Origin of the sequence: Nonomuraea composti, from assembly GCF_012034275.1 — a bacterium.
GTDB classification, from domain to species: Bacteria; Actinomycetota; Actinomycetes; order Streptosporangiales; family Streptosporangiaceae; genus Nonomuraea; species Nonomuraea composti.
This window is the reverse complement of sequence record NZ_JAATEP010000033.1, coordinates 48615-60927: the sequence shown is the minus strand read 5'-3', so window position 1 is coordinate 60927 and position 12313 is coordinate 48615. Positions and strand designations below refer to the sequence as shown.

At 73.4% G+C, this 12313-nt stretch carries 13 protein-coding genes; 7 read left to right on the top strand and 6 right to left on the bottom strand.

Going from position 1 to position 12313, the window contains the following annotated elements; all coding sequences use genetic code 11:
- Window positions 1–88: 88 nt before the first annotated feature.
- The 3 genes from HCN51_RS36755 to HCN51_RS36745 all read right to left on the bottom strand — a co-directional run bounded on the left by HCN51_RS36755 (window position 89) and on the right by HCN51_RS36745 (window position 2295).
- Window positions 89–679: a helix-turn-helix transcriptional regulator gene (locus HCN51_RS36755; protein ID WP_168016189.1), complete on the bottom strand. Its 591-nt coding sequence runs from the start codon at window positions 677–679 to the stop codon at window positions 89–91.
- A 137-nt stretch (window positions 680–816) separates the two neighbouring features.
- Window positions 817–1215 (bottom strand): hypothetical protein, encoded by a 399-nt coding sequence (locus HCN51_RS36750; protein ID WP_168016187.1) that lies wholly within the window; start codon window positions 1213–1215, stop codon window positions 817–819.
- Between the two features lie 300 nt (window positions 1216–1515).
- Window positions 1516–2295 (bottom strand): SDR family NAD(P)-dependent oxidoreductase, encoded by a 780-nt coding sequence (locus HCN51_RS36745; RefSeq protein ID WP_168016185.1) that lies wholly within the window; start codon window positions 2293–2295, stop codon window positions 1516–1518.
- Between the two features lie 74 nt (window positions 2296–2369).
- Between HCN51_RS36745 and HCN51_RS36740 the strand changes: the two genes are divergently transcribed.
- The gene (locus tag HCN51_RS36740; RefSeq protein WP_168016183.1) at window positions 2370–3047 is read left to right on the top strand and encodes a TetR/AcrR family transcriptional regulator; all 678 of its coding nucleotides are present in this window, start codon (window positions 2370–2372) and stop codon (window positions 3045–3047) included.
- Window positions 3048–3228: 181 nt separating this feature from the next.
- Here HCN51_RS36740 and HCN51_RS36735 read toward each other — a convergent pair whose 3' ends face one another.
- Entirely contained in the window at window positions 3229–3975 is a 747-nt protein-coding gene (locus HCN51_RS36735) for a TetR/AcrR family transcriptional regulator (RefSeq protein ID WP_168016181.1), read from the bottom strand.
- 47 nt (window positions 3976–4022) lie between these two features.
- Here HCN51_RS36735 and HCN51_RS36730 point away from each other — a divergent pair, with 47 nt between their 5' ends.
- Both HCN51_RS36730 and HCN51_RS36725 read left to right on the top strand, forming a co-directional pair.
- The gene (locus tag HCN51_RS36730) at window positions 4023–4679 is read left to right on the top strand and encodes a CatB-related O-acetyltransferase (RefSeq protein WP_168016179.1); all 657 of its coding nucleotides are present in this window, start codon (window positions 4023–4025) and stop codon (window positions 4677–4679) included.
- 107 nt (window positions 4680–4786) lie between these two features.
- Window positions 4787–5950: a macrolide family glycosyltransferase gene (locus tag HCN51_RS36725; protein ID WP_240973630.1), complete on the top strand. Its 1164-nt coding sequence runs from the start codon at window positions 4787–4789 to the stop codon at window positions 5948–5950.
- 24 nt (window positions 5951–5974) lie between these two features.
- Here the strand turns inward: HCN51_RS36725 and HCN51_RS36720 are convergent, their stop codons facing one another.
- Both HCN51_RS36720 and HCN51_RS36715 read right to left on the bottom strand, forming a co-directional pair.
- On the bottom strand, window positions 5975–6502 hold the full coding sequence (locus HCN51_RS36720; protein ID WP_206068314.1) for a signal peptidase II: 528 nt from the start codon (window positions 6500–6502) through the stop codon (window positions 5975–5977).
- Between the two features lie 72 nt (window positions 6503–6574).
- Window positions 6575–7066 carry a MarR family winged helix-turn-helix transcriptional regulator gene (locus tag HCN51_RS36715; protein WP_080039944.1) on the bottom strand — a complete coding sequence of 164 codons (492 nt, stop codon included), beginning with the start codon at window positions 7064–7066 and terminating at the stop codon, window positions 6575–6577.
- Window positions 7067–7210: 144 nt separating this feature from the next.
- On the opposite strand from HCN51_RS36715, the gene HCN51_RS36710 reads away from it, so the two are divergent.
- The 4 genes from HCN51_RS36710 to HCN51_RS36695 all read left to right on the top strand — a co-directional run bounded on the left by HCN51_RS36710 (window position 7211) and on the right by HCN51_RS36695 (window position 12308).
- The gene (locus HCN51_RS36710; RefSeq protein ID WP_080039945.1) at window positions 7211–7966 is read left to right on the top strand and encodes an ABC transporter ATP-binding protein; all 756 of its coding nucleotides are present in this window, start codon (window positions 7211–7213) and stop codon (window positions 7964–7966) included.
- 4 nt (window positions 7967–7970) lie between these two features.
- On the top strand, window positions 7971–10568 hold the full coding sequence (locus HCN51_RS36705) for an ABC transporter permease (RefSeq protein WP_168016177.1): 2598 nt from the start codon (window positions 7971–7973) through the stop codon (window positions 10566–10568).
- Between the two features lie 159 nt (window positions 10569–10727).
- A complete protein-coding gene (locus HCN51_RS36700; protein ID WP_168016175.1) occupies window positions 10728–11591 on the top strand; it encodes an SMP-30/gluconolactonase/LRE family protein in 864 nt (287 codons plus the stop codon).
- Window positions 11592–11750: 159 nt separating this feature from the next.
- Window positions 11751–12308, top strand: a complete 558-nt coding sequence (locus tag HCN51_RS36695) for a hypothetical protein (protein ID WP_168016173.1) — start codon at window positions 11751–11753, stop codon at window positions 12306–12308.
- The last annotated feature ends 5 nt before the right edge of the window (window positions 12309–12313 follow it).

Here is a 12313-nt window from a genome sequence, read left to right as displayed (position 1 = left end):
ACCCGTCCCACCGCTCGCCGAGCGCCACCTATCGGCACACGACCTGCCGCTCCCCAAGCCCGTGCTTCCGGGCCCGCTCCGTCGCTCGTCACTCGCTCTCCTCGGCGCGCACCCAGCCGGTCGGGTCCGGCCAGGGCAGCCGGCCCGTCTCGATGTCGGTGACGATCTCCTCGATCCAGCCGAGCTCCGCCTCCTGCATCCGGATCGCGTACTCCACCTCGACCACGAACAGCCGCGGCACCTTGCCGCTCGCCAGCAGCTCGCCGTGCTCGCGCCGGTGCTCCTCCAGTGCGGTGCGCACCCGTGCGGCGCGATCGCGTAGCGCCGCCGCGGCGCCGTCGGGGCCGAGCGCCCCCAGGTAGCTGACCGCGGACAGGAACTTCGGGTACTCGGCGGAGGGCACCCGGATCAGCTCCTCCACCCACCGCGCGAACTCGGCCCGCCCGAGCGCGGTGTGCTGGTACACGGTGCGCTCGGGCCGGGCGCCGACCTTGATGGTCTCTCGTGCCTCGATCCACCCGGCCCGCTCCAGCGCGCGCACGACGTCGTACAGGGAGCCCGTCGTCACCTTGAACACCCGGTCCAGGCCGCGTTCGCGCAGGGTGGCGGCCATGGCGTGCGGGTGCAGCGGGGTCTCGATGAGTAGCCCCAGGACGGCCAGGCCCAGTGCGTTCGACACCGGACGGCGGTTACTCGTTCCCAATCGCTCGCCTCCTATTGCTCGGATCCGAGTATTAGCCGGGCGCGGCGGCCTGTCAAACGGCGAGGGCCCCGCCACCGGCACGCCGGCAGCGGGGCCCTCCAGGGGTGGGACCGTCAGCAGTTCGTCTTCTTCTTGGTGAGGACGACCTGGTCGGGGTTGGAGTTGTCGACCTTCTTCTTGCCGCTGGTGCGGGGGTTGACCGAGAAGCACTTCCAGAAGAAGTCGTGGTTCTGCTTGACGAACTTCAGCTCGACCCACCGCTTCTGGTTGCAGTGGTTGTTGAAGTACACGGTGGTGGAGACGTTCCCGTCGCCCCACGAGACGTTGATCTTCTGCCCGCTCGGCGAGGTGCACGAGGCGGACTTCCGGTGCACGCCGAGCGCCTGCGCCTGGGCCTGGCTCTGCGTCTGGATCGCGGACGTCGATTGCGCGGACGCGGCGGACGGGACGGCGAGCATCGCGAGAGCGGCACCGAGTCCGGCGAGCGCGGGGGCGAGCTTCGAATTCCTCATGATCCTCTTCCTGTCTCGACGAACGCCCCGGATCGGCTTCGCCGGCCACCCCCGTCGGGCGGCGACTCGGGCACCGGGGCTCGCTTCCCACGCTGACGGGCCGCTCTGATGCACGGCAAGCAATCTTTGTCCAGCGCCCGTCCAGAAACGCAGGACGAACGTTGGACAAAGGAACGCCCAGGTCAGCGCCATGAGACGAAGGTGCCGAGCCCGTCACAACCGCGCGCCGGAAGGCGGGGTGGCCGGACCCCTTCGGCAGAGGCCGCTGACGGGGCGAACCGCCGTACCGGGAGGTGAGGGTCAGGCGGGGGCAGGGCTGAGGCGGGGGCCGAGGAAGAGGCCGCCGCTGGCGTCGATCACCTGGCCGGTGATCCAGCGGGCGGCGTCGGAGGCGAGGAACGCGACGACGTCGGCCACGTCGTCGGCCTCGCCCAGGCGGTCGAGGGCCGTCGAGGCGGTGATGACGTCGGCCAGGCCCGGCGACTCGAAGATCGCCGCGTTGGCGGGTGTGCGGGTGGCGCCAGGGGCGACCGCGTTCACCGTGATGCCGCGGGCCCCGAGCTCGTTGGCCAAAGTGAGGCTCATCGTCTCGATGGCGCCCTTGGTCATGGCGAACGACGTCTGGGCGGGGTTGGCCATGCGGGTGGCCACCGAGGAGATCGTGATGATGCGGCCGCCGTCGCGCAGGAGCGGCAGCGCGCGCTGGATGATGAAGTACGGGGCGCGGACGTTCACCGCGAAGAGACGGTCGAACTCGGCCCTGGTGGTGGCCCCGAGCGGGCCGGCAGGCGGGGCCGCCGCGTTGTTGACCAGGAGGTCGAGCGGGTGCCCGGCCAGCGCGGCTTCCACCCCCGCGACGAGCGTCTCGGCGTCGCCGTCGACGCCCAGCTCGGCCCCGACGGCGGCCGCGGTGCCGCCGCCGCGCTCGATCTCCTCGACCGTGGCCTTCGCGCCGTGCTCGTCGGCGCCGAAGTGCACGACGACCATCGCGCCCCGCTCCGCGAGCCGGGTCGCGATCGCCCGCCCGATGCCGCGGGAGGCGCCGGTCACCAGGGCCGTCTTGCCGGTCAATGCGCTCATGTCTCCACCTTCCAGGGGAACATGTTAGAGACTACCTAGTTGGTAGTCGCTATCAGTACGGTAGTCTCTATCACATGGCCGACGAGCACTCAACCTTGCGGGCACGCAGACGGGCCCAGACGCAGCGCATGATCCAGGGGCACGCGGTGCGGCTGTTCGCCGAGCGCGGCTACGACGCGACGACCGTGAACGACGTCGCCGAAGCGGCGGGCGTGTCGCCCATGACGGTGTACCGGCACTTCCCCACCAAGGAGGATCTGGTGCTGGTGGATCAGCGGGGCGAGCTCGTCGCGGCACGGATCGCCGCCTCGCCCGCCGAGCAGCTCCTGGCCCGCCGCATCGGTGACGCGCTCGTCGACGCGGCGGCGGCGCTGACCGGCGATGACGACGGCCGGGCGTTCCTGCTCACCCGTCTCCGGCTGATGGTCTCGACGCCCGCCTTGCGCGCCAGGCACCTCGACAACCAGTACGCCCTGCAACAGGCGATCATCGATGCCCTGGGGGCCGACGCCGCCGGCCCCGAGGCGGCCTTCCGGGCCGAGGCGGCGGCGGGCGCCTGCCTGTCCGCCCTGCACACGGCGCTGGTGCGGTGGGCGGAGGACGACGGGCGCGGCGAGCTGCCCGGCCTGGTCGCCAAGGCCCTCACCGCGGTCTTCGGCGAGGAGGTCTTCGGCGAGGAGGTCTCCGGCGGAAAGGGGTCTCCGGCGAGGCGACCGTCTCACGCTGAGGCTCCAGCACTCGTCCCGCGCTGACCTGCCACGCCCCCGGGCCGCCGTTCTCACACCGAGGCGCCGGCGTCCGGTCCGGCCCGATGGACGCCTCCGGCACGGACTCGCGCGATGGCGGCTGCGTCCCGTCCGGGCGAGGCGGGGGCTGCGGCCGGCCGGTGCGGACGTGGCAGAGGCGCCGACCGGGTTCGGTGGAGGTGACGGCCTACGGTTGGGGCGTGGGGGCCGGGGCAGCGTCCGAGCCGAGGTCGGCCGGAGTGCTGGCGGCCGGGGCGGGGCTGGTGAAGGCGCCGGCGGAGGCGGCCAGGACGGCGGTTCTGGCGGCGTGGTCGGGGAGGTCCGGGGTGGGTGGGGTGCGGAGCAGGACGAGGTGGTGGTAGAGGGGGGCCGTGGCGGCGATGAGGAGCTGGCGCGCGTCGGTGTGCGGGGGGAGTTCGCCGCGTTCGATGGCTCGGCTGACGATGATCTCGCAGCGGGTGTAGCGGTCCTCCCACAGGTGGCGGACGCCTCGGGCGGCTTCCTCCGAGCGGAAGGAGGCGGCGATCAGGGCGGCGGCGACCGGGGGCTGTGCGGTCATGGCGGCCAGGTTTTCGCGGTTGAGTGCGGTCAGGTCGCCGAGCAGCGAGCCGGTGTCCTGGGGCTGCCAGTCGTCGTCGCTCGTCGCCTCGAAGACGTCGGCCAGCAGGCCGCCGACGTCCCGCCAGCGCCTGTAGACGGTGGCGCGGTGCACGCCGGCGCGGGCCGCTACGCCGTCCAGGCTGAGCCCGTCGTAGCCGTGCTCGGCGAGCTCGGCGCGGACGGCGTCGAGCACCTGCGCGCGGATGCGGCCGGTACGCCCGCCCGGCCGGCGTCGAGGCCCTTGCGGCGCCCGGCTCTCCGACGACGGGACTCCCGAGGGCGGGGGCTCGGAGGGGGTGGCGCGGTTGTCGGGTTGCTCGGGGAGCGGAGGCATGACAGGATCTTAATGTAGAAGTTGTCGCATTAACAAAGGTTCTCCGCATGAATCCGCTCGTTCCCGCCGACCCGGACGTCCTGCACCCCATGCCGGGTCAGCCGCGGGTGGTGCTGCTCAAGCCGCTGGTCACGTCCCCGCTGATCGAGGTCGGGGAGTACTCCTACTACGACGACCCCGACGACCCGACCGCGTTCGAGACGCGCAACGTGCTGTACCACTACGGGCCGGAGAAGCTGGTCATCGGCAGGTTCTGCGCGCTGGGCACGGGGGTGCGGTTCATCATGAACGGCGCCAACCACCGCATGGACGGCCCCTCGACCTTCCCCTTCCCCACCATGGGCGGCTCCTGGGCGGATCACTTCGATCTGCTGACCGGCCTGCCGAGCCGGGGTGACACCGTGGTCGGCCACGACGTGTGGTTCGGTCACGGGGCGACGGTGATGCCGGGGGTGCGCATCGGGCACGGCGCGATCATCGCCACCGGCGCCGTGGTCACCTCCGACGTGCCCGACTACGGCATCGTCGGCGGGAACCCGGCCCGGCTCATCCGCACCCGCTACAGCGAGGAGGACGTCGCCCGGCTGCTCGCCGTGGCGTGGTGGGACTGGCCGGTCGAGCACATCACCGAACATGTGCGGACGATCATGTCGGGCGGCGTCGCCGATCTGGAGGCGGTCGCGCCGGCCCCGCGCCCCGCCTGACGTCCCCAAGCCGATGCGCTACGTCGCTTCACTCCGCATGACGTCCCCATGCCCACGGCCCGCCATCACACCCCGCCGCCACGAGCTTCTGGAACGAGTGATCGCCCATGTCCCACATCGCGATGGTCGGTATCCCGGCCGTCAGCCACGTCCTGCCCAGCCTGGAGATCATCCGTGAGCTGGTGTCGCGCGGTCACCGGGTGACCTACGCCAACGATCCGGCGGTCGGTGAGCTGGTCACCGCCACCGGTGCCGAGCTCGTTCCCTGCACGTCGGTGCTGCCGGTCGCCGACAACGACTGGCCCGACGATCCCATCGCCGCGATGAGCCTCTTCCTCGACGACGCCATGCAGGCTCTGCCGCAGCTCCGCGCGGCCTACGACCGCGACCCGGCCGATCTCTACCTGTACGACATCGGCGCCTACGCGGCCCGCGCCCTGGCCGAGGCGCAGCGACGGCCCCTGGTGCAGCTGTCGCCGACGTACGTGGCGTGGAAGGGGTACGACGAGGAGGTGGCGGCACACCTGCGGCAGTTGCCGGGCGCCGACGTCTACCGGGCCACGTTCGAGCGGTGGCTGGCCGGGTCGGGGGCGTCCACGACCGACGTGGACACGTTCTCCGGCGTTCCCGAGCGGGCCCTGGCGCTGATCCCGCGGGCCATGCAACCACACGCCGACCGGGTCGACGCCGACAGGGTGACGTTCGTCGGGCCGTGCTTCGGGCCGGCCAGGGAGCAGGACGGCTGGGCCCGTCCCGCCGACGCGGAGCAGGTCCTGCTGATCTCGCTGGGCTCCGCCTACACGCGGCAGCCGGAGTTCTACCGGCAGTGCCTGGCGGCGTTCGGGGGGCTGGCCGGCTGGCACGTGGTGCTGCAGATCGGCAAGTACGTCGACGCGGCCGAGCTGGGCGACATCCCCGCGAACGTCGAGGTGCACTCCTGGGTGCCGCAGCGGGCGATCCTGGAGCAGGCGGACGCGTTCGTCACGCACGCCGGCATGGGCGGGTGCGGCGAGGGGCTGCTGGCCGGCGTTCCGATGATCGCGGTGCCGCAGGGGGCCGAGCAGTTCGTCAACGCCGACCGGCTGGTGGAGCTGGGCGTCGCCCGTCGCCTCGACACGGCGGAGGCCACGGCGCCGGCGCTGCGGGCCGCCCTGCTGGAGCTCGTCGCCGACCCCGAGGTGGCCCGCCGGTCGGCGCGGCTGCAGGCCGACGCCCGCGCCGAGGGCGGCACCACCCGCGCCGCCGGCCTCATCGAGCAGGCGCTGACCTGACCGCCGCCCTCACCACGCGGCCGTTTACGACGACGGCTGTTGCGGCTTCGGGGACAGCGGGATGCCGCGCCACGTCAGGAACACCAGGAGGGCGCAGCTCAGGGTGAGGGCGATGTCGGCGACGTTGCCGACGAACAGGCCGCCGTAGTCGATGAAGTCCACGACGTGGCCGTGGGCGAAGCCCGGCGGGCGGAACAGGCGGTCGAGCAGGTGGGAGGCGGCGCCGCCGAGCAGGCCGCCCAGGACGACGGTCCAGTCCGTGGAGCGCAGGCGGCGGCCGGCGTACAGGATGCCCGCGACCGCGGCGGCCGTCGTTAGCGTGAACACCCACGTCGCGCCCTCGCCGATGGAGAAGGCGGCGCCGGAGTTCAGCAGCAGCCGCAGCTCGATGAGCTGCGGGATCACGGCGATGTCCCGCCCCTGCGCCAGCGCGGAGACCGCCCAGAGCTTGGAGCCCTGGTCCACGAGCAGGACGGCCGCGGCCAGCACCAGCATCCAGCCGTACGGCGGCATCCGCCGGCCCGTGTCACGCGCGCTGTGCTCCTCAGGCATCTCCGCCCTTTCTCGATTGCGTCCTTCCGGACGAATCTACCGAGATCGGCGCGCCGATGGGCGGGGTACGGGTCAGCCCGCCGAGCGTTCCTCGGCCGGGGTGGCGTGCTCGGCCAGGCGGCGCAGCAGGTCGATCAGGTGGCGTCGTTCGGGGTCGGTGAGCCAGCCGAAGAGCTGGTCGCCGACGTGTTCGGCGATCTGCCGCGCCTCCGCCAGCACCTGCTCCCCGCGGCGGGTCAGCACGATGGAGTACGCGCGCCGGTCCTGCGGCGCCCGGCGGCGGGAGACGAGCCCGGCATCCTCCAGCTCGTCGATGATGCGGACCATGGTGGACTTGTCGATGCCGATGTGGGCGGTCAGGTCGCGCTGGCTGACGGGGCCGTACATCGGCAGGGCCAGCAGGACGCCGAATCCGCGGATGTTGATGCCGAGCGGGCGCAGCGCCCGGTCGAGCCGTTCCCTGCTCTGATGATGGGCGTCTGCCAGGAGCATGCCGAGCCCCACGTGATCGGCGGACGGGCCGCCGGAACCTGACAGGAGACGTTCGAGCAGGTCGTGGAGCATGCGCACATCCTAGTGCCAGCCAATATAGTCTCAGGTGAGATTATCTCACCAGAGTAGTCAGAGGCTTTTCGAGGAGGACACCCCCATGCCCGAGTCGACCCACCACCGCGCGTCCCCTGCGCGCGCCCGTACCGGAGGATCCCGATGATCGCGACCTCGGCCGTCGAGCGCGACTCCGATCAGGTCATGGTCGCGACGCGGGTGGTGAAGACCTACGGCAGCGGCGACAGCGCGGTGAGCGCGTTGCGCGGGGTCTCGGCGACGTTCGCCAGGGGCCAGTTCACCGCGATCATGGGGCCGTCGGGGTCGGGGAAGTCGACCTTCCTGCACTGCCTGGCCGGCCTGGACACCGTGACGTCCGGCACCGTCGTCATCGGCGACGTGGACCTGACCGGCCTGTCCCGCACCGGGCTCGCCGAGCTGCGCCGCGACCGGCTGGGATTCGTCTTCCAGTCGTTCAACCTGCTGCCGATCCTGACCGCGGAGGAGAACATCCGGCTCACCGCCCGGCTCGCGAACCGCCGCGTCGAGCCGGGCTGGTTCGACACGGTCGTCAACGCGCTGGGGCTGCGCGAGCGGCTGCGCCACCGGCCCACCGAGCTGTCCGGCGGCCAGCAGCAGCGCGTCGCCGTGGCTCGGGCGCTGCTGACCAGGCCGGAGGTGCTGTTCGCCGACGAGCCCACCGGGAACCTGGACTCCCGCGCCGGCGCCGAGGTGCTGAGCTTCCTGCGCACGGCCGTGGACGAGCACCAGCAGACGGTGGTCATGGTGACGCACGACCCGGTCGCCGCCGCGACCGCGGACCGGGTGCTGTTCCTGTCCGACGGGGCGATCGTGGACGAGCTGGCCGAGCCCTCCGTCGACGCCGTGCACGCCCGCATGCGCAAGCTCGAAGGGTGACGTGATGGGAAACCCCTTGTGGCTCATCGCGCGCCGGTCCTTCGCCGAGGGATGGGTGCGGCTGGTCGCCACACTGCTCGCCGCGCTGGGCTCGATCGCGCTCATCGCGGGCTCGCTGCAGTTCGCCCTGCGCTCGCAGGAGGCGGTCTCCGGCGGCGACGCCAGCGAGTACTCCCGCGCGGACGTACTGGTGCAGGGCGGGGCGGTGGACCCGGAGGACGTCTACGGGGCGCCCGACGGCCGGGTCAGGCTCGACCAGCTCACCTCGCGTCCCGGCGTGGCGGCGGCGGCCGGTGACGCCAGCGTGGCGGTGACGGCCTCCCGCACCAGCGGGCAGGCGATCATGGCCGCCGCCGAGGGCCGTACGCTGCTGCGCCCCTGGGTGTCCGACCCGCAGCTCAACCCCTACCAGCTCGACGCCGGGCGCGCCCCGGCCGCCGACGGCGAGGTGGCGGTCGTCCGGCACCTGGCGCGCGCCGGCGAGCTGAACGTCGGCGACACCATGACGCTGACGCTGCCCCACGAGACGCGGCAGGTGCGGGTCTCCGGCATCGTCAACGTCCAGGGACGGGGCGCGGTGGCCGCCGGTGACCTGGTGCTGGCGCCGCCCGAGACCGTGCAGCGCGCCGCGATGCTGCCGGCCGGCACCTGGCAGAGCGTGTGGGTGAAGGCCGCCCCCGGCGTGCCCGCCGAGCAACTGCGCGGCGAGCTGGCCCGCGACCTCGGCAAGGCCGTCACCGTACGCACCGCCGCGTCCGTACGGCAGGCGCAGCTCGCCGCCGCCTCGGGCGAGGGCACCACGATCGCCGGCATCGTCGGCATGCTCGCCTCCGTGGCGATCTTCGTCGGGATGTTCGTGGTGGCCAACACGTTCGGCACCCTGGTCCGGCAGCGCACCCGCCGGCTCGCGCTGCTCGGCGCGATCGGCGCCACCCCCCGCCAGATCGCCCGGCTGATCCGGCTGGAGGCGCTGGTGCTGGGCGCGATCGCCTCGGTGGGCGGCGTGCTGGCGGGCTTCCCGGTGGCCGAGCTGATCATCCGGCTGTTCGCGCGGGACGGCTTCGACGTCTCCGGTTCCGACCCCCAGACCGGCTGGATCGCCCTGACCCTGCCGGCCCTGGCCGGCATCCTGGTCACCCAGGGCGCCGCCTGGCAGGCGGCCTACCGCGCGCGCAGCGTCTCGCCCGTCCAGGCGCTGCGCAGCACGGTCGCCGAGCCCCGCGAGCGGCGCCTGCCCCGGCTGCTGTTCGGCGGCGCGATCCTGATCGGCGCCGTGGCCTGGTACGCGGTCGCGGCCGCCATCCGCGCCTCCGAGCCGCCCGGCCCCGACCGCACGTTCGTCATCGCGCTGATGGTCCTGTTCGGCTCGCTGATGGCCGTGACCGGGCTGGCCGTGCTCACCCCGTTCTTCGTCAGACCGCTGGGCGGGCTGGTCGGACGCGTCGGCACGCTGGTCAGCGGGGAGACCGGGCGGCTGGCGCACGCCACCGTCACCCGCAGCCCGCGCCGCGTCGCCGCCGCCGCCTCGTCGCTGACGCTCGGGGTCGCGCTGGTCGCCTCGGTGGCGCTGGTCACGATCTCCGTGAACGGGCGGTTCCGCGAGGCGGGACGGGAGGTGATGGTGGCCGAGCACGCGATCACCTCGACCGCCAGGACCGCCGAAGGCGCGCCCGCGCCGGTGGCCCGCGACGTCGTCACGAAGGTGGCCGGGGCTCCGGGGGTGTCCCGGGCGGCCGTCCTGACGCAGACCGAGGTCACGCTGGTGTCACCGGCGCCGGGCGGCTCGTCCGACGAACGGCCCGAGCCGTTCGCCTTCCTCGTCAGCGGCGCCGAGCAGAAGGGGCTGCGGGACGTGCTCAAGCTCGGCGGCCGGCCGCCCGCCCTCGCCACCGGCGAGATCGCGCTGTCGTCGGCCGTCATGAAGGGGCAGAAGCTGCGGCGCGGCCAGGAGATCGTGGTGCGCGGCGGGCACGGCCGCACCACGCTCAAGGTCGCGGGCACCTATCACGACCCGTCCCACCTGTTCGCCGACCAGGCGCTCGTGTCGCCGGAGACCATGGACCGGCTCGACACCAACGCCGTCACCCGGGCGGTGCTCGTGCGGGGCGGCACCGCGGAGGCGCTGAACCGCGCCGTGGCCGGGGTGCCGGGCGTGCGGGTCCTCGACCGCGACGCGTACGTGGACGCCGCGTCGCAGTCGCAGACCCGGGCGCTGCGCTCCACGTACGTCTTCGTCGGCATGGCCCTCCTGCTGGCGCTGTTCGGGATGGCGACCACGGTGTCGATGAGCGTCGCCGAGCGGACCCGCGAGTTCGGGCTGCTCGGGGCCGTGGGCGCGACCACGCGGCAGCTGCGCACGATCATCCGGTGGGAGGCGGCCACCGTGGTCGTCCTCGGCACGCTCCTCGGCCTCGCGATCGCGATGGGCACGCTCGGGATGCTGCACATCATGAGCGGTAGCTCCTACCTGCGGCCCGATCCGCCGTGGTGGCTGTTCCCGGTGGTCGCGGCGGGGGCGGCGGTGGCGGCCCTGGCGACGTCGGCGCTGCCGGCGCGCCGGGCGGCGGCCGTGCCCGTCCTGGAGGCCGCCAAGGCGGAGTGACCCGTGATGGAGTGAGCCCGTGGCGGGTCGCCGGCGTGCGGTGAGTGCCGCCTCACCGCACGCCGGATCCCCCGGGACGGACGCCGCCGCACCGCTCGCCGGGATCGCTGGGCGCGAACGCCGCCCCGTCGCGGGCCCGCAGGGTGCAGGGTGGGACGCATGATCCTCGCAACCTTCGACCACGGCGCCGGCGAGCTGGCGGAGAACATCGCGGTACTCGCCGACGGCACGATCTGCGTGACGCTGCTGCTGGCGGGCACCGTCTGGTCCTCCGGGTGGGAGCCGGAGCGGGTGGTCCCGCACGCGGCCGACGCGCTCGTGGTCGGGCTCGCCGCCGACGCCGAGGACCACCTGTACGCGGCGGTGCGCGGCACGACCGAGCACGTGGCGGGGATCTGGCGGCGCGAGGCGCCCGGGCACTGGGTGCGTTTCGCCGCCGCGCAGGCCCGCGCCGGGCTCAACGGCATCACCTTCGCCGCCGACGGCACGCTGTTCGCGGCCGACTCCGTCAACGGCGAGATCCTGTGCTGCGCGCCCGGCGACGACACGCTGCGCCTCTGGCTGGGCGGCGAGCGTCTGCTGGAGCCGCTGGCGCCGGACGACCCCGTCCTGTCCACGGGCGTGAACGGGCTCAAGGTCTGGGACGGCGCTCTGTGGGCCACCAACACCGCGCAGGGCAGCGTGCTGCGCATCGCCCTCGACGACGGGCGGCCCGGCGAGGTGAAGCAGGTGCACACCGGCATCCCCGGCGACGACCTCGCCTTCGACGCCGCGGGCACGCTCTACCTGGCCGTCCACCCGCGCGACACCGTCGTCCGCATCACCCCCGACGGCGCCACGACCGTGCTCGCGACCGAGGCCGACGGGCTCGACGGGCCCACCGCGATCGCCGTCGTCTCGGGCGGGCTCCTCGTGACCAGCCTGGGCATGCTGGGCTCGCGGCACCGCCCGAGCCTCGTGCGTCTCGACCTGGAGGTGGCGGACCCGGCGCTGCCCCGCCCGCGCGTGCCCGGGCGCGCGTGACGCGGGCCGGGGCGATCGCGCGGCTCATTGTGCGGAAGGAGGGGGGTTCCTTGGTCAAGTCATGGGCGGCCGGGCGCCCGTTGCGCGATCCTGGGAGGGCGAGAACGACGCAGCCCACCTGACCGGCTGCTCCCGAGGCGAAGAACGATGGCGGTCCCCGTGGAACAGCTGGAATACCGGAAGCTCATCAAGGTGCTGGAGCAGGTGGCCGCGGCTCGGGAGGGGGCGCTCTATCCGGTGCTGGCCGACGCCCTGGCCGTGCATCTCGGGTGGGTCGACGCGTTCGTGGCCGAGAACCCCGCGTACCTGGTGCCGGAGGGGCAGGGCGAGGAGCAGTACCTGACGATGTTCCGGCCGGCCTTCGTGGCGGAGTACGCCGAGCGCTGGCGCTGCACCAACCCGTTCGCCTCCCCCGAGGGGGTCGCCAGCCTGACCCGGCACGGCGTGGCGACGCTCGGGCGGCTCCGCCTGGGCGCGACCGGGCCGGAGCGGGACTTCGCGGACGGGTTCCTGCGCCGCAACGGCATCGACGACATGCTGAAGATCGTCGTCCGGTCCCGGGTCACGGGCGCGGTCAGCACGCTGGGGGTGCCGTTCGACGGCGCGCGCCGCGCCATCGGGCCCGGCGACCGGCTGATGGCGGTCACGCTGGGCCCGCTGCTGAGCCCGTACTTCGACGCGGCCCTGACCCCGGCACCCGCCCCGGTCCAGCGGTAACGCCG